Below are 22599 nucleotides of genomic sequence, written 5' to 3' on the forward strand. Positions count from 1 at the left end.
TACGGTCGGCCGATGGACAACGAACTGTGGGTCGAGCTCATCGGCTACGTCGCCTCCGGGCTGATCGTCCTTTCGATCACCCAGAAGTCGATCCTCCGGCTACGGCTGCTCGGCCTCGTCGGCGGTCTGACGTTCCTCGTGTACTCCCTGATCATCGAGGCGTACCCGATCGCGGCCGTGAACGTGATCGCCTCGAGCATCCACCTCTGGTATCTGCGCCAGCTCCTGAGGCACAAGGACGAGGTCTTCCGTGTGTTGAACGTGGCGCCCGAGTCGCGCTACCTGAACGACTTCCTCGAGTTCTACCGCGACGAGATCCAGGGGCACTTCCAACCCGAGTTCGAGTATGCGCCGACCCCCGACCTGGTCACCGCGTTCGTTCTGCGCGACATGGTCCCGGCCGGACTGCTGATCGGCGAGCGGCAGGCCGACGACACGTTCGAGGTGCAGCTGGACTTCGTGATTCCGCAGTACCGCGACTTCAAGATCGGCACCTACGTGTACAGCCGGGAGTCGACCTTGTTCGGTGAGCACACGCCGTCGTGCGTCTGGGCGACCGCGTCCAACAAGGACCACGCGGACTATCTCCGGCGCATGGGGTTCACCCGATGCGCCACGGACGACCACCGCTACGAGATCTTCCTCAACTGATCGCTCGGGAGCGGTCGAGCCTTCGTCAGGCGAGCCAGGGCTCGTCGAGCTCCCACGGCTCGGGATCGTCGGGTCGTTCCTCGGGGACGACGCGTGGTTCGGCCAGGGCCTTGGCGGCCAGCACGCCGCCGACCAATCCGAAGAGATGCCCCTCCCACGAGACGGCGTCCTGCGGGACCAACCCGGCGATGAGGCTGCTGTAGAAGCCGAGCGCGATCAGGGCCGCGCCGAGCGCCCGGAGGCGACGCTCGAACACCGCCGCACCGAGGATCGCCCCGAAGTAGCCGAACACGATGCCGCTCGCGCCGATGTGGTTCCCGCTGCCGCCGAGCAGCCATGTGAAGCCGCCGCCGATGACGATCGCCGCGATCGTGACCCACGCCCAGTAGCGCATTCCTCTCGCGGCCACGAGACCTCCCAGCGCGAGGAACGGGATCGAGTTCGACGCGATGTGCCCGTAGTCGGCGTGGAGGAACGGTGCCCACACGATGCCGTCGAGCCCGGCCCGGCGTCGCGGTTGCAGACCGTTGGTCTGGAGTTCGCTGTCCAACGCGACCGTGTCGACGATCTCGACCGTCCACATCGCCACGAGGGCGACGACCATCAATCCGACCGGCGTCCACAGGAGACGCCACGGCGAAGGTGTCGGTTCGACGACCGCGGGCATGGGTTCAACGGTAGGGCACGGGCACCGGAGAACGGGTTGGGGTACCGTCGACCAGGAGGTGAGGCCATGCGGCGACTCCTGTTCGCGGCAGTCCTCGGGTTGTGGACCCTCGGGCTTGCCGCGCCCGCCTCGGCGCAGGACGACCCGACCATCGGCTCCACCGGGCCCGCGTCGGGTGAGTTCGCCCAGACCGACGAGGCCTGCGGCTTCGGCGACTTCACGGACGGCTCGTACACCGCGACGATCGGTGAGGATGCCGACGGCGTCTACATCGAGTTCACCCAGGGATCGACGGGTGACAGCGGCCGGTTCCGCAGCGACGGGGACGGCAACATCAGCTTCGAGACCGACGGCGACGAGGAGTACAACGACATCCGCGTCGACGGGAATCGGCTGATCGCTCAATATCTCTACGGCACCGACTGCGTCCAGGAATGGTCCGCGACCGTGGAGATGCCCGAGGGCTTCATCGACTTCCTCGTCGCGGCGAGCGCCGCGCCGGAACCCCAACCCGAGCCGGCGCCAGAGCCCGAACCCGAGCCCGAGCCCGAAGTCGAGGATCCGCCTTCCGAGACCGAGGATCCGGAGGCCGACGCCGCGGCAGAGCCCGACGACGGCGGGGCCGCGGCGCCCACGGATGCCGCCGATGGTGAGTCCACCGAGGTCGACGGGTCGAGCGACGACGGCGGCATCGACTGGGAGTCGCTCACCTTCCTCGCCTTGCTGCTGTTGTTCCTGATCGCCCTGTTCCTGTTGTACCGGAGACGTCAGCAGCGCCTCTACCGCGCCGATCCGGGGGATTTCGGCGAGTTCATCCCCGTCCCGCCGGGAGGCGACGAGAGCGATGACGACGACGAGCCGGAGGCCACCAGCTCCGGTCCGCCCGGCGTGATCGTCGACGACGGCGAAGGGCCGTCCGGGTCGGTCCCGCCGCCGACGGGCGACTGCATCCCGGAGCGGGAGGAGTTCGAGCTCGCTCGGGAGGCGAAGGATGCGGCGTTCGCGGCGGGGGAGCAGGCCGACCGGGAGCTGGCCGCGGCGAAGGACGCCCACGGCCGTCTCGAGGCCGCCACCCGCAATCCTCTCGGTGAGCAGCCGCCGCAGGTCGAGGTCGACCCGAACGCGTCGGAATCCGAGCAGGCGCAGGCCGCCCGCGTGCACGCCCTGCAGCTCGCGGAGTGGGAGGCGTTCGAGCAGGAGGCCGCCGATGCGGCCGCGGCCCTGCCCGAGGCCAAGGCGGCGCTGGACAAGGCTCGCGCCGACCGTGCCGAGGCGTGGGAGGACTTCCAGCGGATGCGGCGCCGGCTCGAGGCCGCCCGGGTTGCGCTCAACAACTGCGACGGGTCCGCCGGCCCGCCCGATGACGAAGACGAGCCGCCGGCCCCGGAGCCGGGCGCCGAGCCCGAGCCGGACCCCACCGGCGGCACCACGACCGGCGGAGGCCGACCCGGCGTGATCACCGACCCGCCGACGATCGACCCGCCACCCGTGGACGAGGACACCTGCCCGGAGGGCGCCGAGAAGGACGGCGAGGTCGTGTCGAGCCAGGAGTTCCGGGTGCCGGGCGGACCGATCACCGTTGAGGTCGGCACCAGTGCGTGGGCCCGCCACGGGCGGACGTTCAACCCCGAGGCGTTCGAAGAACTGGACACTGATCTCGTTGAGGAGCTGTCCGCCGGCATCGAACAGGAGCGCACGGCCGTGCGCATCTCGGTGCGTATCCCCACGACGATCGTCACCGTGCAGTGCGTGGCGATCCTCGTGTGTCGCAGCAACGCCTGGATCGACAGCGGTCGCCGCAAGCGGGTCGAATCACGAGCTCCCGGGCCGGACCTCCAGGTGCTGCCGACGGGTGCGGCCGGCGGTGTGGCTCGGTCCAAGGACCGTCGCGATGCCGGCCGAATGGTGGAGAAGGCCCAAGCGCTGCTCGCCGAGCTCCGCGAGAACGAAGAAGACGCTGCGGAGGTCGACTGTGACTGACTCCCCACCCGATCCGCCGAGGCCGAACGGCCCGAAGAAGGATGACGACGACGAGGAGCAGGAGCTCGAGGACTGGATCGGCACCGAGTGGGAGGAGAACCTGCCGGAGTCGGTGATCCCCGATCTCGAGATCAGCAAGCGGGTCATCACCGGCGGGCACTACCCGCCCGACCCCGAGGCGGAGACCACCGAGCCGGATGAGGCCGATGCCGATGCCGGATCCGAGTTGCCCGACGGCGAGCTCGAGTTCTCCGATCTGATCGGTGACAAGATCCGCGACTTCGAGGAGGCGATCGAGGCCGGCGACGCCGCCGACGCGCAGGCCGAGACGGACCGCAAGGTGAAGGAGGTCCTCGACGAGCAGCGCGAGCTGCTCGACAAGATCGAAGCCGACAAGCGGCGTCAGAACCAGCTCGAAGAGGATCGGCGCACCGAGCCGGAACGGGAACGGCAGTACCAGATCGGCCTTTGGTGGCGCCGGATCGTGGTGACGATCGGGATCCTCGCGGGGCTGGGCTACGGCTGTTCGCAGGTGCTCGGCGATGATGGCGAGACCACGGTCGCCGGCGGCGGTGATCCCACCGCTGACGACACCGCGGCGGAAGACTCCGCGACGGACGGCGGCACGCCCTCCGAGCCGGTCGAGGATCCGACCGGCGATGGCGAGGTTGCGACCGATCCGTCCGGATCCCGGCCACCGTTGGCGTGCGCCGTCGGTGACGCATCGCCGGACGCCGCGGCCCTCGCCGCGGAGGAAGCCGCGATCCGGGAGCGTGCCGACCAGGAGTTCGTCGAGGAACGGCTCGGCTCGACCGCCGGCGCGGTGGTCTTCGAGAACGGTTCCTACGTCTTCACCATGACGGTGCTCGGGGACGGGGAGTCGGTGGCCATGGGGCCGTCGACGCGCTGGTACAACCCCCGCTTCGTCGTGAACAACGATCCCGCGACGAACACCTACGACCCGGGCGGCGGCTTCGCCGTGGATGTCAACTTCAGCGGCGGCGACGTCAGGAGCAATGTCTTCGACGAGGACTTCGCGGCCCTACCCGCTGAGCAGGCCACGGTCGACGCCGTGTGGTTGGATCCGTCCACGCTCCAGGTCACGGCCACGATCGACGGACCCCAACTCGAGGTCACCAGGATGCGAGTGGAGATGTCCGTCCGACTCCAGGACGCCGACGGCAACGAGACCGCCACCTTCGGCAACGACGCCTGTTGGACCGCGAGCTGAGCGGCGGTTCGGCGGTCGTCAGTTCGCCACGCACGAGAACAGCTTCACGGCTCGGCCGACGTAGGACTGGTCGGGGTTCCACACGTCCAGGTAGAGCGTGAACAGCTCGGTCACGGTGCCGCCGCACGTCATCGTGACGCACGGGCTGGTGAAGGTGCCCAGGCTTCCCTGGAGTGCGCTCTCGAGGGTCCACTCGTGGCTGTGGTAGTCGTCGAGGTCGAGGCTGGAGCAGAGGTTCTCGGAGCCGGCCCCGGTCACCACGTTCGCTCCGGTGATCGACGGGAGCGGCAGGCTGACCGCGACCACGGTGACCGTCTTGGTGGCGGTGGCGGACCGACCGGCGCCGTCGGTGACGGTGGCACGCACGGTGTAGGTGCCGGCAGCCGCCCAGGAGTAGTTGGCGGGGTCCTGGACCGTCGTGACGCCGTTGTCCCAGTCCCAGCTGATGGTCCATCCGTCGACGGCACCGCTCACGGTCGCGTCGTACGAGCCGCTCTGGCCGACGTCGAGTGTGGAGGGCCCGCTGAACGAGACGCTGAGGTCCGGGAGGGGCGCAGGCGTGATCGTGACGGCTTTCGTCGCGGTGGCGGATCGGCCGGCGCCGTCCGTGACGGTGGCGCGGACCGTATAGGCACCGGCGGTCGACCAGGAGTGGTTGACCGTCTGCGTCGACGCGTTCGAACTGTCCCCGAACGTCCAGGAAATCGACCAGCTGCCGCTGTTACCGCTGACGCCACCGCCGAAGGTGCCGCTCTCACCCTCCTCCAGTGACGACGGCCCGGTGATGAAGACCGAGAGGTCGGGAAGCGTCGGTTCCTGCGGCGTCGGCGGCTCCTGTGGCGTCGGCGGGTCGGGGGTGGTGGGTTCCGCAGGTGTCGGGACGATCGGCGGGTCGACCGGCTCCACCTCGTCGTCGCAGTCCTCCAGGTTGGGTGGGCAGAGCTCGCCCAACAGTGTCGTGTCTTCTCCGTCGTCTCCGTCTCCGTCTCCGTCGTCGCCCTCGTCGCCGTCTCCGTCTCCGTCGTCGGCGTCGCCATCCGGGTCGTCGTTCGCCTCGCCGTCATCGCCGTCTCCGTCGTCGGCGTCTCCGCCGTCGCCCTCGCCGTCATCGTCGCCGAGGTCGTTTCCGGATGCGCCGTCCGATGCGGCGGCGAACTCGTCTCCGGGTTCGAGCGCAGCGTTCGCGGCACTCCACTCCTCGGCCGCAGCCTCGAGGTCGAAGTCGTCGCCGACCGCGGCGGTGTAGGTGATCTGGACGAGCTCCTGTGCTGCCAGCTCGACGCTCCAGGCAACGATCGGATCCGGGTCGATCACCTCGTCCGGCGCGACACTGAACACGAGATCGTCGACATGGGCGGCGATGGACTTCGGAATCCACTCCACATGGCGCACCGTGATCGTCTCGTCGGTCGGATTGTCGATGACGATTCGACCCACGAGTTCGCCGCCGTCGGGATCCCAGATCCTCTCGACCGTGCCCCCCGACGCCGTCGGCGCGGCGTCGAAGCGCACGCTTCCGTCGGTGAGCGTCCAACCGACCTCGTCGTCGCCCCCGCCCCCACCGACGGTGAACGCCAGGCCGAGGACGACGAGCAGGAACGCGGCGACGCCGGCGAGCAGGCGACGAGGGCCGATCCGGTCGACCAGGGACGGCCCGTGATCCCCACTCGCGGTCTGCTGCTCCGGTTTCGGTTCCTCTGTGGGGTCCGTCTGCTGCGGAGGCTCCATCTGTTGGGGAAGCACGGTGGCGGCGGTGCTGATGATCGTCGCCGGATCCGGTGGCGGTCCGATGAGCGGCGGCGGAGGCAACTGCATGGCCTTGGCGCCGCCGATGGCGACGGCGACCTTGGGGTCGTCGTAGGTGTCGGGCGTATCGTCGAACGCCTCCGTCAGGAGTCGGTTGATCAGCGGGATGCGGCTGGATCCGCCGGTGAGATAGCGGGCCGCAAGATCGGTGGGTTCGAGTCCGGCTCGTTCGATCGTGTGGCTGAACTCGTCGATCGATCGCTGGACGTCGGCGCGGATGAGTGCCTCGAATTCGGGTCGGGTGACGCGGACTTCGTGGTTGATCGGCGCGGGAAGGAGGGCGCGGTAGGTCGTCTGCCGGCTCAGCGCCTCCTTGGCGTCGCGAGCGACGCGAAGGACCTGAGCGGCCGCTGTCGTCCATTCGGGATCGTCCGACTCCGTCAGTTGCGCGGCCATGTCGGGTTCGTCGCCGGCGAGGTGGGCGATCATGAAGTTGGCCAGCCGGTGATCGAAGTCCTCGCCGCCGAGTCGATCATCACCGCCCGGAGGTCCGGCGAGCTCGAAGCCGCCCGGCGTCCGACGCAGGACCGCGGTGTCGAAGGTGCCGCCCCCGAGGTCGTAGACGGCGACATGGTCGCCCGGTGCCACATTGTCGGTGGCGAAGTGCAGGGCCGCGGCGACCGGCTCGGGCATGAGTTGCGCGTCGGTGATGCCGGCCCGTTCGGCGGCGTCGACGAGTGCGTCGAGGCGTGCTTGGGGCCAGCGGGCCGGGTGCGTCAGCAGGGCGCCGTTCGGAGGGACGCCGTTGTGACGCCGCATGGCCTCGTCGAGAACGGCGGTGAGCACGGCGGCAACGGCGTCGACCGTCGGGATCGCCTCGCCGTCGAGCGCGAGATGTGAGCGGAGGCCGAGAAGACGCTTCGGGTTGCGTTCGGTGGCTCCGGGGAACATCGTCCCCTGTGCATCTGCGGGGTTGCCGACCACCAGCTCGTCGGCGAGCAGAGCGACCGTCGAGGGCATGCGGCGTACGCCGTCGACCTCGAGTACTTCGACCCGTCCTTCGACCGAGAGCATCGCGGCGGACGTGTACGTGGTGCCGAAATCAACCGCCAACCACCACACGGAACCGCCGTTCTGGCCCATCTTCTCCCCCGTGAAACGTTGCACCATCGTCGTGCCCCTCTGCAAGCGTGCGGCGGGTCGGCGTCAGATCCAGCTCGGCAGCGTGAAGCCGAGTCCGGTGGTGTCGAGCGCGGCGAAGAGGGCGTCGTCGGCGCCGAGGATCTGATCCCGCACACGGATCTCCGTGGCCAGCTGCGTCTGGTTGATCTCGTTGAGGATGAGTCCGTCGAACCCTCCGGCTCCCGGTCGCCAGGCCCCCGACGCTCGGGCGCTCGCTTCGAGGTCGGCGAGCCACGTGTCCAGACCCTGCAGCCCCGGTTGCGTGGACAGCGACGGGAAGCTGAACTGGCCGACCAGGCCGGTGCCGTTGAGATGGTCCTGGAACGCCCGGTCCGCCGCGCCGAACGTGGTCTGCCAGACCAGATCGTCGAGCGTGGTGCTCGAAGAGCTCGGGAGGCCGATGACGTCGGCGATCGCGGCAGGGCCGGCGATCCGGTCGAGGGCCGGGCCGAAGTCCTGGAAACTCTCGAGCGCCGGGTGGGCGAAGGGGTCGGCCACGAGCTGGTCGGCGAAGGCGAATGCGGCGTCCAGGTCGTCGGCCGGCGCCGTCTCCCAGATCGGAGCGGCAACCGCCGGCGCGGGCTCGATGAAGTCGTTGAGCCAGCTGAGGTCCATCGGTGCGGCCGGTGCGACGTCGGTGAAGGTCGGCTCGCTGACGAAGACCGGCTCGGCGACGGGGGCGAGGATGGTCTCGAAGACGTCCACACCCGGCGCTTCCAGGGTCGGCACGGCCTCGACCACCGGAACCTCAGCAACGGTGTGCACCGCGGGAACCTCGAGCGCATCGTCGATGCCGTTGTAGTTCCAGTCGTTGGTGGCGTCGATGTAGTCGTCGATGCCGTTGTAGTCCCAGTCGTTGGTGGCTTCGACATAGTCGTCGATGCCGTTGTAGTTCCAGTCGTTGGTGGCGTCGATGTAGTCGTCGATGCCGTTGTAGTCCCAGTCGTTGGTGGCTTCGACATAGTCGTCGATGCCGTTGTAGTTCCAGTCGTTGGTGGCGTCGATGTAGTCGTCGATGCCGTTGTAGTCCCAGTCGTTGGTGGCTTCGACATAGTCGTCGATGCCGTTGTAGTTCCAGTCGTTGGTGGCGTCGATGTAGTCGTCGATGCCGTTGTAGTCCCAGTCGTTGGTGGCTTCGACATAGTCGTCGATGCCGTTGTAGTTCCAGTCGTTGGTGGCCTCGACGTAGTCGTCGATCCCGTTGAAGTTCAAGTCAGCCATCTCGGCTTCCCTCCGCTTTGTCGAGTCATGGAGTCAGATGCGAGCCATGCCCTCGATGTTCCAATGAAACTCGAAAATCTCAGTCCTCGTCGGTCGGGTCGTTCTGCTCGCGGGTGCGCCAGAACGCGACCGACGAGCGCAGAAGCAGCTCGAGGTGGACGTCGATGACCTCGGCGGGGAGGTCGCCGACGAGCGGGGTCCAGGATTCCAGGACGAGTGCGGCCACGTCGTCGGCGGTTGCGAGGCGAGCCGTCGGCAGGAATGCGCCCCGATTCCACTGGTTGCACGCCGCGGCGAGATTGCCCCAGTGTTCCTTTTCGTACGTCGCCTCGCCCGTCGCCCGGAACAGCAAGGCAGGCTGCTCACCGCCGTTCTGACGGACTTCGAGCCGGATGGGGACACGCAGACGCTCGGCCGAGAGGCCGGCGCGGATCGCATGGGACGAACGGGTCGACGAGATGCCGCGGCGGTCGAGCCAATCCGCCACATGATCGAGCCTGGATGGGCGTTCGGGTTCGGTACCGGACGTCGTATCGGCCGTGGGGTCACTCATGCGATGTCTCCTCTGCTTGGTCGTACGACGTGAGAGTGCGCCGCAACGACGAATGTTCCCGCGGCGAGGCGCATTCTCAGTCCGCTCCCGATCGAAGCGCCTCGGCCCGTACGACGAGCGCCGCCCGCGTCCGATCCAGTTCCTGGAGCTCGCCCACGCGACGCCGGCGGGCTTCGACGTCCGACCGTGCGAGCTCCCGCGTCTCCCGCAGGGCGCGGTCGGTCTCGCGCCGGCGGATGGCGATCCGTTCGCTGATCTCGTGTTCGAGTTCTCGGCGAAGGGAGGCGGTCTCCTGTGCCAGTTGCCGACTGAGCGTCCGGCGGACATCGGCGAGGGTCGATCGAACGAGATCCAATGCCTGGCGTTGGGTCGACGCCGCGGAGCTCTGGCGCTGCCGAACCCGGATCATCACTCCACCGGCGACGACGCCGACGCCGACGAGCACGGGTGCCAGTGCGGCACTCACGGCTCCGCCGAATGCGCCCATCCCGAGCGTTGCCATGGACGAGGGGAGCGACGCCGCAAGCACTCCGGGATACGCGGCCATCGTCTTCTCGCCGATCGTCGTTCTGGCGCCTTCGATCGCTTGCGCGGCCGACGCCGCGATCGAATCGGACAGCGACGCCGGGACCTCGAGTGCGCCGAACGGGATGTCGAGATCGTCGCCGTCGATGAGTTCCTCCGTGGCGGCGACGAGCGTCTCGATGAACCAGTCGTCGAGGAACTGCGTGAGTTCGAGCCAGAGGGCGGCGAGCGACTCGGTCATGTCCTGCTCGATGCGGGAGATCAGATCGGTGTGGCCCTCGCGCGCGAAGGCCGAATAGCGGGTGTCGAGGGCCTTGATACGAGCCTCTGCTTGCGCGTCGAAGTCGGCGGTCAGGTTGCGCAACCAGTAGTCCATGTCGACGCGCCAGCGTGCCGACGTGCTGGCGAGGTCGTGGAGGCGCTGCTGCATCGCCTCCAGGCGCTGCACGGTCTCCGGCTCGGCCCTGGCCTCGCTCAGCCGCTCGGCGATCCTGATCTCGAGCTGGGCAAGAGCGGCGAGCGTCTCGCTCGCCGCGTTGGCTTCCTTGACTCGCCGGCGGCCGATTCCGTGCGGTCGGAGTTCCTCTCGCAGCTCGAGCAGGTTGGAGCGTTGCATCGCCGCTTCGGCCAGCTGCGTCTTGCCCTCGCCCATCGCAGCCCGAGCCTGTTCGGCGAGATGCGCGCTCACGGCAACGAACGGGATCTCGCTGAGCGACGGATGACCGGCGAGCACCTTCCGGTTGGCCGAGATGATTTCGTCGACCGAGGAATACACGTCCGTCTTCGTCGCCGCGATGACCACCGTGTCGACCCGATCCTTGATCTCGAGGAGCAGTTCGACCTCGGTCCGGCTCAGCGGAGCGGCCGCGCTGGTGACGAAGAGGACGGCGTCAGCGGTGTGGAGCGTGGCCAGCGTGAGCGCCAGAGTCGGTGGGCCCGCCGCCCCCGAGCCGGGCGTGTCGATGATTCCGACACCGTCACGAAGGAAGTCGCAGGGATACTGCACCGAGACTCCCCGGACCCCTTTCTCGTTGGCGGGATTACCTTCGGCCGTCGCGTACTCGGCAAGGTCGGCGGGAAGGATCGACGCGGGATCATCACTGTCGACCACGTACACCGACGCGGATTCCGTCGGTCCACCAGTGACCGCAACGTGATGGCGGGTGGACGCGCCGGGCCCGGCGGGAAGGAGGTCCCCGCCGAGGAGGGCGTTGACGAGGCTGCTCTTTCCCTCACCGGTCAGACCGACCACCACGATGCCGAAGGTCTGCTTGGTGAGTCGGGCCCGCGCCGCTTCGAGACGAGAGACGGTGAGCTCGGCATCGAGACGACCTGCGAGCTTGGCCGACTCGGTGAGCAGCGACGACGTCTCCCCGCCCGTCATTCCCGATCTCGTCCTGCTCGTGCCGGCTCAGCCTGCGTCTCTGCCGTTGCTCGCTCCCAGATGATCATCAAGGACTGCCGCAGCGTCGCCGCCGCTTCTCGGACGTCCCGGTCGGAACGCGGGTCGTTCTCGAGCGCCTGCCAGCGAGTCGTCGCGGCCAGAGCGGTCTCGGCCACGGTCGCCGGCTCGCTCGTTGCGGGCACGCCGAGCCGTTCGTGGGGCGTACGACTCGTCACGAGCCGCTCGGCGGCGGCCAGATCCGCCGACGGCAGACGCAGCCCGTCGCGCCGGATCATCCGGAGGACACTCAGCTCCGCGAGCAGATGGAGATCAGGGTGCAGGGACAACTCGCCCACGCCTCGGCGCAGCTGCTCCAGGGCCGAGCGCTCCGGGTCCGGAACCCGTGCGTAGGAGAGACGCTCGAGTTCATCGAGGCTCTGTCGTGCCTTCACGGCGTGGGCACGCTCGGCGAGGACCTCGCCGAGCGTGCGGTCGAGCTCGGCGAATCCCGACGCCTGTGCGAGATGGGCGAGAAGACCGGCGGTCCCGGTGGCATCGGCACCGAGCTTTCGGACTGCCCGCCGAACACCCTGCAGACCCAGCAGCTGGAGCAGCCGCTCACGGGCGGCCGGCGTGGCGGGCAACTCGCTCTCCCGAAAGTCGCTCGGCGAGAGAAGCGCGATCTCGAGCACCTCGGTGTCGGTCGCGGCGATCGTCCGCAGGGCACGCGCGTCGGCCTCGGTGAATGCCTCCGCCGCCGCCGTCTCCGCGATCAAACCGTTGACCGGCAGCACATCGAACGCACACCGTCGAAGCTCCTCGGACAGGGTTGCCGCGGTGCGCCGGGCGTGGGGCCAGGGATCGGGTTCGTCGGTGAGCTCGTCGATTCGCGACAGCACGGCGAGCGTCGTGATCGGGGAGGAGGCGGTGTTGCCGAGGGCGGACGCGACACGGTGGAGTCGGTCGGTGTCCTGTTCGAGGAGGTGGGGGAGCAGGAATATCAGCGCGTCCGCGGCCCGTATCGGACCGACCGAGTCGCCGAGGCCGAGGAGGTCCTCGGTAGCGCTCGCCGACGGGATGTCCGAAGAGTCGAGCCCTGGTGTGTCGATCAGGGTCATCTGTTCGAGGCGAGCGTTCGACAGCCAGACGGTCACATGATGGATGCTCGCCGCCGGCGCCCCGAGGTCCTCGGGCAGGCGACCGTTCTCGCTCAGCGAGACCGTCCACTCCGCACCCTCGTGGGGCGTGACCGTGACCCGCTCTCGCGATCCGTAGCGGAACCAGGTGACGACGCGGGTGCACTCGCCGGCCGCGACGGGGGCGACGCGTTGGCCGAGCAGCGCGTTCACGAGCGTCGACTTGCCCGACTTCAGTCGCCCGGCAACGGCGACGGTGAGTGGCTCGGTGACCCGCTCCGCCGCGGTCGCGAGCGGGTCGCGCAGGCGCGATCCGCTCGGGAGGTCGGCGATGATGTGCTTGCAGAGAGCTGCAATGTCGGCCGTGAGATCTTGCATGACACCCTTGGTGGAGCGTCCGCTGATGGTACTCCTCGGTTGAGCGGGGCTGTACTCTCGCCTCTGTCTTGGAGGTGGTGTGAGCGGACCGTCGCGGAACCGTCTGGCGCGAATGGACGACGGTGATCTCGTGCGTCGAGTGCGCGACGGCGATGCTGCCGCAGTCGAGACACTTCTGGATCGGCACTTCGACTTCGTGCACAACGTGTGTCGCACCATCCTGTGGCGGCGAGAGGACGAGGATCGGCTCGCGACCGCCCGTCAGGTGGCGCTGACCCAGATCGCCCGGCACCTCGCCGGGTTCGAGGGACGCTCGAAGCTGACCACCTGGATGTATCCGATCGCTCGAAATGCGGCCCTCGCGGAGGCCCGGCGCCGCAGGATCGACCCGACGGATGCCGTCGCCGTCGAAGCCGAGACCACGCCGGGGCCGGAGGCGCGGGTGGTCTTGCGCGACGCTCTCGACGACTGCCTCGACCGTCTGCCCGCGGCGTATCGCGACGTGTTGACGCTGCGGCTCATCGGTGAGCTCGACTATCAGGAGATCGCCGACCGACTGGGCGTGGTCATGGGCACGGTCAAGCAGCGGATCTCGCGGGGTCGCGAAGCGCTCCGCCGATGTCTGACCGGAAAGGACATCGAGCCGTGATTCTCGGAACATTTCCACTCCTGGGCGCATCGGACATGGCGCGGGAACCACGTCGCTGGAGAGGGCAAGACGAATGAGTGACAACGGAAACGCCGAGATCCCGGTGGACGACGACGAATTCGACGCGTTCGTGGTGCGCGCCATGCTCGACGCCGGCCCCGCCTCCGTCGATGCGAACGTGCGAGCCGCGGAGATCAGCGCGGCGGTGGCTGCCGCGGAGGTGCCACTCGGCGAGGACGCCGCAGAGTCCGGCGTCGGCGACGAAGAGCCTGACGACATGGATCCCGACGACATGGGGGAGGCACTCGAGGCCGCCCGCGAGCGGGAGATCGACGCGCTCCTCGATGACGACCTCGATCTGCCCGCGGTGGACGCCGACTTCGAGCTACCGCCGGACTTCTCCGAGCCGGTCTCCACGCTCGCCGACGCCGTGGACGACGGGTTCGCCGAGCCGGAGCTGGACGACGTCGATGTCGATGACGACGACCCGGACGGACTCTGAGGTTCGGTCGATCCGCCTGCTCAACGGAAGCTGATCAACCCGCCGCCGTCGAGCACGATCGTCTGGCCGGTGATCCAGCTGCCCGTCTCGGCGGCCAGATAGAGCGCGGCACCGGCGATGTCCTCGACCTCACCGAGCCGCTTCAACGGGTACGCCTGGGCGACCTCGTCGCCGCGGCCGTCGTCCCACAGGGCGCGGGCGAAGTCGGTCTTGATCAGGCCGGGGCAGATCGCGTTCACCCGCACGGCCGGCCCCATCTCCGCCGCGAGCTGCTTCGTCGCGTGGATGAGCGCCGCCTTGGTGACGTCGTAGACGCCGAGGATCGGGTTCGTCGACAGCCCGCCCACCGAGGAGATGTTGATGACGACACCCCCGCCGGCCTTCATCGACCGCTGCCACACCTCCTGCGTCCACACCAACGGGGCGGTGAGGTTCACGTCGAGCGTCTTCTGCCAGCGCGGCAGGTCCACGTCGATCATGGGCCCCGCGTAGGGGTTGGTGGCCGCATTGTTGACGAGCACATCGACCGCGCCGAACGCGTCGATCGTCTCCTGGACCACCCGCGCCGCACCGTCGGGCTCGCCGACGTTGCTTGCCGTCCACCGGCACCCGTGGCCGATCTCGGCCGCGGCGACCTCGCACGCCTCGGCCTTGCGACTCGTGATCATGACGTTGGCGCCGGCTTGCGCGAACGAGGTCGCGATCGCCTTGCCGATGCCCCGTGAACCACCGGTCACGAGGGCGGTCTTGTTGTCGAGTCGAAGTTCCATTGCCTGATCCTGCCTCAGCGGGCGCCCCGCGGCGAAGTGCGCGAACGTTGCCGGATGATCGCCACGCTGCGCCTCGCCGCTCTCGACTGTCCCGATGCGCCGGCCCTCGCCGCCTTCTACGGGGAGATCACCGGATGGCCGATCGCCGACGATTCCGACGGCGATTGGTTCGAGCTGGCCGCGCCGGAAGGCGTGACGCTCGCGTTCCAGGAGGTCGCCGATCACCAGCCGCCGGCGTGGCCGAGCGGCGTGCCGCCGCAACAGGCCCATCTCGACTTCGCGGTGGGGAGTCTCGATGAGGCCGAAATCCAGGTTCTGGCGCTCGGCGCGGTGAAGGCCGACGTGCAGCCGGAGCCCGATCAGTGGCGCGTCTACATCGATCCGGCCGGTCACCCGTTCTGCTTCGTGCTGGCCGCAGCCGACTGACGCATCCGGCGCGGGTTCGATCTCCGGAACGCTGGTCAGTTCGGTGTCGCTCCCGAAAGGCTGATAGACCACTCAGTCGGCGGATGTGGGGGCGTCACCCTCATCCTCGCCAGTGAGTAGTGGCTCTCTCATTGCGGGAACTGGAGCGTCCATGAGTGATCAGAATCCGGCGCCTGGATGGTACGAGGATCCGAGCGATCCAGCCCAGATCCGTTATTGGAACGGCGAGACGTGGACGCAGCAGGTGGCGCCCCGATCGAAGTCCGACGATCCCACGCCCGCCATTCCGACGACCGAGGTGTTCGTCGAGGACGGAAGCGACGAGCAACCCGAGGAACAAACGATGTCCCGCGAGACATCGCCCGACCCCGATCCGGCCGAGGGGGACCTCCAGCGCGAGATGGGCATCCACGATGAGCCCCGGAAGAAGCGGCCGTGGATTCTCGTGCCGGTTCTGCTCCTCGTCATCGGCGCCGCCGCGGCCGCGTTCCTGCTGCTGCGTGATGATGGCGATCCCGACGACGGTGACGTCGCAGTGCTCGACGGCGAGGAAACGCCATCCACCACGACCACCACGACCACGACGACCACCACGACGACGACCGAGCCGCCGACAACGACGGAGCCCGAACCCGAGCCGGTAGCAACGGTCGAGGTCGACGTGGTGAAGGGAATGACAGAAGCCGACGCCGAGGCCCTGCTCGCCGACGCCGGTCTCGAGGTCACGGTCGTGTACCGCGAGAGCACTGAGTTCCCGCCCGGGACCGCGATGCGCACCAACCCGTCGACGGGCTCGGTCGTCGAGGTCGGCTCGGAGATCAAGCTCGTGGTCGCGTCCGAACCCACCTGCAATGACATCGTGCGGCCACTTCCGGCGGTGACGTTCGACGACTACGCGTCGTCGTTCCTGACGCCGGGCCCGGAGGTGCTCGACGCCATCGCCTGGGCCCAGGACATCGAACTCGCGTCCGGCAACGGCGACGGCAACAACTTTGGTCGTCAGGACGAGCTGACCCGAGAGGTTGCTGCGCTCCTTATTCATCGCTACTTCTGTACTCCCATCCCAGATGGGCCCCCGTCCCAGGCCGATGTGGAGCCGACAGGATCGTTCGCCGATGCGATCGCCTGGGTCACCGAGCAGGGCATCATGGGCCAGCCTGGTACTGACTTCGAGCCGGAGAACCCGACACTTCGCCAGGTTTGGTACACCGCTCTCTGGCGCGCGTTCGGCAGTCCGGAAACCGACTTCGAGATCCCCTACAGCGACGTCGACCCGGGGGCGTGGTACGCCGACGGCATCCGGTGGGCGAGCGAGGAGGGCATCGTCCCGGTGGTCGGCACCACGTTCGATCGCCAGGGCTGGGTGTTCAAGCAGCAGGCGGTCGTGGATCTGTTCCGCATCGAGCAGATCGTCGCGGCCAACGAGGACTAGCTGTGACGACCGGGGACGTTGTCCCTGGGTTGATGGGGTGGGGTGATCCACCGATGGGTTGAGCCCTCCGAGTGAGGCTGTGGGTGTTCCACCACTCACATCTCAACCGGAGGGCTCTATGAGTCACGCTAGAACCCAGCACCCGAACGCGGTGATGACCCCGAATGGTCGGCGCCGAATGGTCGGCTGTGTGCTTGAAGAGGGCTGGTCGATCGAGGCGACTGCGCAGCGGTTCCAGGTCGACGCGAAGACGGTGCGCAAATGGCGCGACCGGTTCCTGACCGAAGGACCCGGTGGTCTGCGGGACCGTTCATCGCGACCTCACCGATCACCGAACAAAACGTCCCCGCGGGGACGTCGTGAAGTGATCCGTCTTCGCAAGAAGCGGCGGTGGGGCGCCGATCACATAGCGCATGAGACGGGTCTGGCCGCGTCAACGGTGCAGAACATCCTGCGAGCTGAGGGGCTGGGCCGACTCGATCGAGGCGACCGAGCCAGCGCCGAACCGGTCATTCGCTATCAACGCGACCGGCCAGGCGAGCTCATCCACGTCGACATCAAGAAGATCGCCGCGATCCCCGACGGCGGCGGCTGGCGCATCCACGGCCGAGGCAACGACACCACTCGCGGCCATTCCGGCGTCGGTTACCGCTACATCCACTCCGCCATCGATGACCGCACCCGGCTCGTCTACTCCGAGATCCACGACGACGAACAAGCCCTCACCGCCGCCGAGTTCTGGCTGCGCGCCAACCACTGGTTCAACCGCGCCGGCATCGAATGCGAACGCGTCATCACCGACAACGGACCCTGCTACCGCTCACAGCTCTGGCACACCGCATGCGACACCACCGGCACCACGGTGAAGAAGACGCGCCCAAGGCGACCGCAAACCAACGGCAAGATCGAACGCTTCCACCGCATCCTGCTCGAGGAATGGGCCTACATCCGGCCCTGGACCTCAGAGACCCAACGCGCCACCTACTACCGCGGGTTCATCCACTTCTACAATCACCACCGATCCCACGGAGCACTCGGCTGGGCAACCCCAGCCTCAAACCTCAGGGACAACCTCCCCGCGGAGCACAACTAGCGCTCATCGGTCGTCCGGGTGGGTGTGCGGCAGCTCGCACGTGGGACCGTTCGCCCAGCCGTCGTAGGTCTGCAGGATCCAGAACCGGGCGAAGAGCGCGATCTCGATCGCCTCGAGCCAGAAGACGCGTTGGTCCCACTCGATGGACTGGGTCACCCCGATGACGATGGCGGTGCCGGCCATCCCGATCGCGACCCACACGTACTTCCGCCGGAGCGCGGGCTCGGGCACCGGCGGCGGAGGCTCGCCGAGCCACGCGTACAGCTTCTCCATGAGTCCGCGCGGCGCCCCGATGTTGACGAGCACGGCACACCAGATGAAGAAGAACATCGCGATCGCGGACGTGCCGTGGGCCCACTTCGCGAAGTTCTCGCTCCACCGGAAGTACCAGAGCACACCACCGAGGAGCATCGCCACGAGCGCCACGCCGCCGAGCCGGGCCGCCTTGGTGCCGGTGACGGCGGTCACGAGATCGCGCGCCTTCACGTTGAGCAGCTCCCGGGTGGACGGTTTCGCGAAGCCGACGGCGATGGCGAGCACGAGGCCGACCAGGAACGACGGCACATTGTTCCGCACGAGCCCCGTGGTGGAGATGATGAAGGTCTCGTCCGCCTCGATGCCATCCTTCGGCGCCGTGGTGGGGACGAGCGCCACCACCGGTGCGAGCACGCCCGCGATGTTGAAGAACATGTCCTCGATGGAGTCGCGCCCCTTCAGCGCGATCAGTGAGACGCCGATCGCGACGAGCATCCCGATGAAGACCGAGTGCACCGGGGTGTAGTAGTACGCGCTGATCGAGCCGAGCCATCCGGTGCCCCAGATGATCTCGCCGGTCAGTGACGCACCCAGCGTGAGCACCAGCACCACCATCGCCATCCGGAGGTACCGGTAGGACAGGCTGATGTAGCCGTGTTGACTCTTCGGATAGTTGACCATGGGACCGCCTCCCGTCGTCTGTGGTCGCGACATTAGCCCGACCTGCCGATGGCCGCCCCGGGTCCGACCAGCCGGTACCGTTCGCCTCGTGCGGCTCCGTCTCCTCCTCGTCGCTGTGACGCTCGCGCTCGCCGCGTGCAGCTCCGGCGATGACACGGCCGGTGAGCCCTCGACGACCACCACGACGGTGCCCGCGACGACGAACCCGACCACCACGGCGGTGCCCGCGACATCGACGACCACGACCACCACTCCGACGACGAGCACGACGAGCACCACCACGACCACGACGCTCGCCCCGCTTCCGGACCGCGGTCTCGCCGCCCCGGGCACGCGCACCGTGTGGTCCGGCACGATCGACGGCGACATCGAGTTCTCCCTGTGGCTCGCCCAGCAGGATGCGTACCTTCGCGGTGAGCTCACCTACACCCGCGTGGGGGAGCCGATCACGATCGTCGGCCTGGTCCGCGAGACCGGCCTGGTCGTCCTCCATGAGTTCGACCCGGGCGGCAACATCACGGGCACGCTCGGTTTCGACCATGCGGCCGGGGAGACGGACATCACCGACGGCTTCTGGGACGAGCTCCCGCTGACCCTCACCTACGCGGGGGCGAGCGACGAGCCGTACTTCTTCGATCCGCTCGTGCGGCCCGGCGACTATCGGTTCCAGTTCGCGCCGTTCGACGAGGAGGACGATCGCTGCTGTGGCTCGGCCGGCCTGCTCCGGATCAGTGACGTGACCGAGAGCGAGGTCACGGTCGAGTTCAACAACCATCGGGGCGCACCCAGCTACAACATCGCCTACGTCGAGCCGGTCACGCTGGCGCTCGACGGCAACCGGGCGCGCTACGAGCGGGTGGACGAGTTCGACGACTGTGCGTTCGAGATCGTCGTCTTCGACGGTTTCGCCTACGTCGACCATGTCGATGACCGCTGGCAGTGCGGGTTCGGCAACGGCGCCACCGTCACCGGGGTGTACGTGCTGGAGGGCCGTTTCCCCTGACGGCACGACCGTCCCGGAACAATTCTTCGAAAAAGTCTCAGACATCGGGGCGCACGGCGTCTCCTCCTCACACCCCCAACGAGGAGACCCCGAAATGTCCACCCCCACCACATCCCTGCGAGCAACCCGCGTCGGCTTCATCGTCGTGCTGTTCCTGTTGCTCACCGCCTGTCGACCCGGCACCGCCGACGACACCCAGCCCGCATCGGTCGAGACCGACGAGATCACGCTCACGTCACGCGACACGGCGCAACGTCAGCCCCGGCCCCGCTTCGTCACCACCCAGATCCACTTCGCCGCCGCGGAGACCCGTGGCGACGACCCGTTCGTCGCCGATGCGGAGATCGTCGAGTGTCACCCCGAGGATCTCATCGCGTTCCTCGCCGATTCCCCGGCGATCGCGGCCGCCTGGGCCGACGCATCCGGCGTCGAGGTCGAGCGGATCGCCGAAACGATCCGGTCGTGGGAACCCACGGTCCTGACCGTCGACACCCGTGTCACGAACCATGCCTACCGCAGCGGTACCGCCCGCGGCTTCCAGGCGACGCTCGAGGCCGGCACCGCCGTGCTCGTCGACGACGCCGGCGTTCCCCGAGTGCGCTGCGCCTGCGGCAACCCGCTGCTGCCGCCCCAGCCGGTCGGCGAGGAGACGCCGGAGGAGACGCCCACCCAGGTCCCGGTCACGACGACCACGACCGTGCCGACCCCGACCGTGCCGACCCAGCGCCCGACCGACTTCTGCACCACGTGGGATGCCGTGCGGCCGTCGATGGTCGGCGGTCCGTCGGCTCCCGGGCCGGAGGCCATGACCGAATACTTCCACCGCCTCGTCGACGGCTTCGATCAGCTCATCGCCGCAGCGACCGCCACGCCCGGTTTCCCGGCCGATGCCCTCACCGACCTCACGAACTACCGGAACGCGATCGCGGCGGCCGACCCGGCAAGCCCCGGTCCCGGCCCCGAGGACGCACTGCTCGGCGCTCGGGTGGAGGACTTCGTGACCGACTACTGCGGCGACGAGGACGCGGCGGACACCGCCGACGCCGATGACACCGTGGAGGCCGATGACACCGTGGACGCCGAGGACATCGACGAGCCGACACCGACCGACGGCAGCAGCGGCAACTGCGGCAGCATGCAGTTCGCTCTGCTCATCATGCTCGCCGAGGACCTCGGCATCGACCACGCAGCGACGTCGCAGCCCTACATCGACGCCATGAATGCACTGGTCAACGGGTTCGATCCGGGCCCCGAGTTCGACGTGTCGGACCTCTCGATCATGCTCGCCAACGAGGAGATCGGGTGCCAGGGAGCCCAGGCGATGCAGGCGCTCGTGATCGCCCACGGCTACGGGCCGCTCATCGACGGCACCGAGCTCGGCGCCTGATCGACCACCGAGCTCCAACCCCCACCCTTGGTTCGGCCTCCGGGCCGCCGACGGGTGGGGTGAGGGCGTTCCCATGACCGATTCCACCCCGACCTCCACCCCGACCCAGCCGGACGATGCCGCGCTGGTGGCGACCATCCGAGACGGCGACCCGGCCGCCTGGGGTCCCGTCTTCGACCGCCATCGCGACCCGGTCTGGCGCCTCGCCCACGGGATCGTGCGAAGCCGGGCCGACGCCGAGGATGTGGTCCAGGCCACCTTCCTCAAGGCCGTCGAGTCGCTCGATCAGCTCCGCGATCCGAGCGCCCTGCGTCCGTGGTTGCTCTCGATCGCTCGCCGCCGGGCGCTCGACACGGTGCGTCGGGGTCGGGAGGTCGCCCACGACCCCGGTGACGGCGACTGGGTCGATGCGGGATCGAGCGGCGCCCCGGACCTCGTGGAAGGAATCCGGCAGGATGAACTCAGCCGGCTCGTCACCGCCGCGTTCGACGGGCTCGAGCCGCGTGACCGGGCCGCCCTCGAACTCGCCGAGCGACAGGAACTGTCGGGCGAGGAGCTCGCGGAGGCGCTCGACGTCACCCGCGACAACGCCTATCAACTGCTCCACGCGGCGAGGGGTCGGTTCGAGGCCTCGGTGGCCTCGCTGGTGGTCGCTCGTCAGGGCCGGGCCGACTGCGAGGACCTGGATCTGCTGCTCGACGGTTGGAACGGGGAACTCACGCCGCTGCTTCGCAAGCGCGTGGCCCGCCACCTCAAGTCCTGCTCGACCTGCGCGGAGACCAAGCGACTTCGGGTCTCGCCTGCAGCCCTGCTGGCAACGCTCCCGATCGTGGCCATGTCGACGCTGGCCGTCGACCAGAGCCGGGCCGCAGCCATGGACGCGGCCATGAGCCCACCGACGGGAACCGCCCCGGCGCCGGCCGCGACGGGCGGTGTGTCGCTGGGCGCCAAGGTCGCGGCAGTGCTCGCGGTGCTGGCGATCGGCATCGGCACCGCCCTCGTGCTCGCCGCGGAGGACACCGAGCCGCCGGCCGCCGCCGCTCGCGAGGTGCTGCCGGACCCGACGGTCGACGCCGTGCCGGTGACGGCGCCGACGACGACCACGACGATCGCGGCGGCGCCCACCACGACCAATGCGCCCGCCGACTTCTGCACCGTCGCCGACGAACTCATCGAGGTGGCCGCCGGCGGGCCGGAGACAGCTTCGCCGGAGGGCGTGGTCGCCTATGTGGAACTCGTCGACGAACATCTCCAGCGGCTCCTCCTCGCCGCGGGCGACGAGGCGTCACCCGAGATGGAGAAGTACGCGGCGGCCTACGGACAGCTCGTCGGTCTGTCCGCGGACGAAGTCGCCGCCGCCGGTGACGACGACGAACTGCGGGCTCTGCGCGACGCGTTCGAGGACCAGCTCAGCGCCAAATGCCCCTGAGGGTCAGGTCTTCGCGTCGACGTCTTCGGCCGCGTCGTCGAGCACGATCGTGTCGGTCAGGTCGACGCCCTCGATCGGGTCGTCCGCCAGCACACCCTTCTCCTGCATCTTGGTCACGATCTTGTCCGTCACCATGTCGCGCGTGTCGGGGGGTACTCGGTCGGGGAAACGGTCGTTGATCCGATCGCGGGCCTCGCTCGCGGTCAGATCCTGCCAATCGGTGCGATCGGACGACCGCTTCTTGATGATCAGGGCGATGAGCCCGATGACGCCGACGGCGAGTAGCAGTTTCTTCATGGGGGAACCTCCGGGTTGGTG

20 protein-coding genes are annotated in these 22599 nt (G+C 68.5%); 11 read left to right on the top strand and 9 right to left on the bottom strand.

What is annotated here, in order from left to right; translation table 11 throughout:
* The first annotated feature begins 12 nt into the window (after nucleotides 1-12).
* Nucleotides 13-651 (top strand): hypothetical protein, encoded by a 639-nt coding sequence (locus tag R8F63_01135; GenBank protein ID MDW3217188.1) that lies wholly within the window; start codon nucleotides 13-15, stop codon nucleotides 649-651.
* 25 nt (nucleotides 652-676) lie between these two features.
* Here R8F63_01135 and R8F63_01140 read toward each other — a convergent pair whose 3' ends face one another.
* Nucleotides 677-1318, bottom strand: a complete 642-nt coding sequence (locus R8F63_01140) for a rhomboid family intramembrane serine protease (GenBank protein ID MDW3217189.1) — start codon at nucleotides 1316-1318, stop codon at nucleotides 677-679.
* 66 nt (nucleotides 1319-1384) lie between these two features.
* On the opposite strand from R8F63_01140, the gene R8F63_01145 reads away from it, so the two are divergent.
* Nucleotides 1385-3298, top strand: coding sequence for a hypothetical protein (locus R8F63_01145; GenBank protein MDW3217190.1), 1914 nt, complete (start codon nucleotides 1385-1387; stop codon nucleotides 3296-3298).
* A complete protein-coding gene (locus R8F63_01150) occupies nucleotides 3291-4529 on the top strand; it encodes a hypothetical protein (protein ID MDW3217191.1) in 1239 nt (412 codons plus the stop codon). The genes R8F63_01145 and R8F63_01150 overlap by 8 nt, the downstream gene beginning before the upstream one ends.
* Before the next feature lie 18 nt (nucleotides 4530-4547).
* Here the strand turns inward: R8F63_01150 and R8F63_01155 are convergent, their stop codons facing one another.
* The 5 genes from R8F63_01155 to R8F63_01175 all read right to left on the bottom strand — a co-directional run bounded on the left by R8F63_01155 (nucleotide 4548) and on the right by R8F63_01175 (nucleotide 12654).
* Complete coding sequence (locus R8F63_01155; GenBank protein ID MDW3217192.1) at nucleotides 4548-7445, bottom strand: Hsp70 family protein; 2898 nt, start codon at nucleotides 7443-7445, stop codon at nucleotides 4548-4550.
* 36 nt (nucleotides 7446-7481) lie between these two features.
* Nucleotides 7482-8678: a hypothetical protein gene (locus tag R8F63_01160; GenBank protein ID MDW3217193.1), complete on the bottom strand. Its 1197-nt coding sequence runs from the start codon at nucleotides 8676-8678 to the stop codon at nucleotides 7482-7484.
* 79 nt (nucleotides 8679-8757) lie between these two features.
* Nucleotides 8758-9231, bottom strand: a complete 474-nt coding sequence (locus R8F63_01165) for a YbjN domain-containing protein (protein ID MDW3217194.1) — start codon at nucleotides 9229-9231, stop codon at nucleotides 8758-8760.
* Between the two features lie 76 nt (nucleotides 9232-9307).
* Nucleotides 9308-11140, bottom strand: coding sequence for a dynamin family protein (locus R8F63_01170; protein ID MDW3217195.1), 1833 nt, complete (start codon nucleotides 11138-11140; stop codon nucleotides 9308-9310).
* A complete protein-coding gene (locus R8F63_01175) occupies nucleotides 11137-12654 on the bottom strand; it encodes a dynamin family protein (protein MDW3217196.1) in 1518 nt (505 codons plus the stop codon). Before R8F63_01175 ends, R8F63_01170 begins: the two co-directional genes overlap by 4 nt.
* A 112-nt stretch (nucleotides 12655-12766) precedes the next feature.
* Here R8F63_01175 and R8F63_01180 point away from each other — a divergent pair, with 112 nt between their 5' ends.
* Both R8F63_01180 and R8F63_01185 read left to right on the top strand, forming a co-directional pair.
* Nucleotides 12767-13303 carry an RNA polymerase sigma factor gene (locus R8F63_01180; protein ID MDW3217197.1) on the top strand — a complete coding sequence of 179 codons (537 nt, stop codon included), beginning with the start codon at nucleotides 12767-12769 and terminating at the stop codon, nucleotides 13301-13303.
* A 73-nt stretch (nucleotides 13304-13376) separates the two neighbouring features.
* Complete coding sequence (locus tag R8F63_01185; GenBank protein ID MDW3217198.1) at nucleotides 13377-13805, top strand: hypothetical protein; 429 nt, start codon at nucleotides 13377-13379, stop codon at nucleotides 13803-13805.
* A 20-nt stretch (nucleotides 13806-13825) separates the two neighbouring features.
* Here the strand turns inward: R8F63_01185 and R8F63_01190 are convergent, their stop codons facing one another.
* Nucleotides 13826-14575, bottom strand: a complete 750-nt coding sequence (locus R8F63_01190; protein ID MDW3217199.1) for an SDR family oxidoreductase — start codon at nucleotides 14573-14575, stop codon at nucleotides 13826-13828.
* Between the two features lie 54 nt (nucleotides 14576-14629).
* Here R8F63_01190 and R8F63_01195 point away from each other — a divergent pair, with 54 nt between their 5' ends.
* The 3 genes from R8F63_01195 to R8F63_01205 all read left to right on the top strand — a co-directional run bounded on the left by R8F63_01195 (nucleotide 14630) and on the right by R8F63_01205 (nucleotide 17526).
* Nucleotides 14630-15001, top strand: coding sequence for a VOC family protein (locus tag R8F63_01195; GenBank protein MDW3217200.1), 372 nt, complete (start codon nucleotides 14630-14632; stop codon nucleotides 14999-15001).
* Between the two features lie 151 nt (nucleotides 15002-15152).
* On the top strand, nucleotides 15153-16433 hold the full coding sequence (locus tag R8F63_01200) for a PASTA domain-containing protein (GenBank protein MDW3217201.1): 1281 nt from the start codon (nucleotides 15153-15155) through the stop codon (nucleotides 16431-16433).
* A gap of 118 nt (nucleotides 16434-16551) precedes the next feature.
* Complete coding sequence (locus tag R8F63_01205; GenBank protein ID MDW3217202.1) at nucleotides 16552-17526, top strand: IS481 family transposase; 975 nt, start codon at nucleotides 16552-16554, stop codon at nucleotides 17524-17526.
* A gap of 3 nt (nucleotides 17527-17529) precedes the next feature.
* Here the strand turns inward: R8F63_01205 and R8F63_01210 are convergent, their stop codons facing one another.
* Nucleotides 17530-18462 (bottom strand): hypothetical protein, encoded by a 933-nt coding sequence (locus R8F63_01210; protein ID MDW3217203.1) that lies wholly within the window; start codon nucleotides 18460-18462, stop codon nucleotides 17530-17532.
* Nucleotides 18463-18550: 88 nt separating this feature from the next.
* Between R8F63_01210 and R8F63_01215 the strand changes: the two genes are divergently transcribed.
* The 3 genes from R8F63_01215 (at nucleotide 18551) to R8F63_01225 (ending at nucleotide 22281) form a co-directional block, all read left to right on the top strand.
* The gene (locus tag R8F63_01215) at nucleotides 18551-19465 is read left to right on the top strand and encodes a hypothetical protein (GenBank protein MDW3217204.1); all 915 of its coding nucleotides are present in this window, start codon (nucleotides 18551-18553) and stop codon (nucleotides 19463-19465) included.
* A 94-nt stretch (nucleotides 19466-19559) separates the two neighbouring features.
* Entirely contained in the window at nucleotides 19560-20852 is a 1293-nt protein-coding gene (locus R8F63_01220; protein MDW3217205.1) for a DUF6777 domain-containing protein, read from the top strand.
* 73 nt (nucleotides 20853-20925) lie between these two features.
* Complete coding sequence (locus R8F63_01225; GenBank protein ID MDW3217206.1) at nucleotides 20926-22281, top strand: sigma-70 family RNA polymerase sigma factor; 1356 nt, start codon at nucleotides 20926-20928, stop codon at nucleotides 22279-22281.
* 3 nt (nucleotides 22282-22284) lie between these two features.
* Here R8F63_01225 and R8F63_01230 read toward each other — a convergent pair whose 3' ends face one another.
* Nucleotides 22285-22578 (bottom strand): hypothetical protein, encoded by a 294-nt coding sequence (locus R8F63_01230; GenBank protein ID MDW3217207.1) that lies wholly within the window; start codon nucleotides 22576-22578, stop codon nucleotides 22285-22287.
* Nucleotides 22579-22599: the final 21 nt, after the last annotated feature.

Source organism: Acidimicrobiales bacterium (assembly GCA_033344915.1).
Taxonomy (GTDB): domain Bacteria; phylum Actinomycetota; class Acidimicrobiia; order Acidimicrobiales; family Aldehydirespiratoraceae; genus JAJRXC01.

Bases quoted from the DNA above. Each gene is read 5' to 3' on its own strand.
- R8F63_01135 (MDW3217188.1), top strand. From the start codon at position 13: ATGGACAACGAACTGTGGGTCGAGCTCATCGGCTACGTCGCCTCCGGG.
- R8F63_01140 (MDW3217189.1), bottom strand. From the start codon at position 1,318: ATGCCCGCGGTCGTCGAACCGACACCTTCGCCGTGGCGTCTCCTGTGG.
- R8F63_01145 (MDW3217190.1), top strand. From the start codon at position 1,385: ATGCGGCGACTCCTGTTCGCGGCAGTCCTCGGGTTGTGGACCCTCGGG.
- R8F63_01155 (MDW3217192.1), bottom strand. From the start codon at position 7,445: ATGGTGCAACGTTTCACGGGGGAGAAGATGGGCCAGAACGGCGGTTCC.
- R8F63_01160 (MDW3217193.1), bottom strand. From the start codon at position 8,678: ATGGCTGACTTGAACTTCAACGGGATCGACGACTACGTCGAGGCCACC.
- R8F63_01165 (MDW3217194.1), bottom strand. From the start codon at position 9,231: ATGAGTGACCCCACGGCCGATACGACGTCCGGTACCGAACCCGAACGC.
- R8F63_01170 (MDW3217195.1), bottom strand. From the start codon at position 11,140: ATGACGGGCGGGGAGACGTCGTCGCTGCTCACCGAGTCGGCCAAGCTC.
- R8F63_01175 (MDW3217196.1), bottom strand. From the start codon at position 12,654: ATGCAAGATCTCACGGCCGACATTGCAGCTCTCTGCAAGCACATCATC.
- R8F63_01180 (MDW3217197.1), top strand. From the start codon at position 12,767: ATGGACGACGGTGATCTCGTGCGTCGAGTGCGCGACGGCGATGCTGCC.
- R8F63_01185 (MDW3217198.1), top strand. From the start codon at position 13,377: ATGAGTGACAACGGAAACGCCGAGATCCCGGTGGACGACGACGAATTC.
- R8F63_01190 (MDW3217199.1), bottom strand. From the start codon at position 14,575: ATGGAACTTCGACTCGACAACAAGACCGCCCTCGTGACCGGTGGTTCA.
- R8F63_01195 (MDW3217200.1), top strand. From the start codon at position 14,630: ATGATCGCCACGCTGCGCCTCGCCGCTCTCGACTGTCCCGATGCGCCG.
- R8F63_01200 (MDW3217201.1), top strand. From the start codon at position 15,153: ATGAGTGATCAGAATCCGGCGCCTGGATGGTACGAGGATCCGAGCGAT.
- R8F63_01205 (MDW3217202.1), top strand. From the start codon at position 16,552: ATGAGTCACGCTAGAACCCAGCACCCGAACGCGGTGATGACCCCGAAT.
- R8F63_01210 (MDW3217203.1), bottom strand. From the start codon at position 18,462: ATGGTCAACTATCCGAAGAGTCAACACGGCTACATCAGCCTGTCCTAC.
- R8F63_01220 (MDW3217205.1), top strand. From the start codon at position 19,560: ATGTCCACCCCCACCACATCCCTGCGAGCAACCCGCGTCGGCTTCATC.
- R8F63_01225 (MDW3217206.1), top strand. From the start codon at position 20,926: ATGACCGATTCCACCCCGACCTCCACCCCGACCCAGCCGGACGATGCC.
- R8F63_01230 (MDW3217207.1), bottom strand. From the start codon at position 22,578: ATGAAGAAACTGCTACTCGCCGTCGGCGTCATCGGGCTCATCGCCCTG.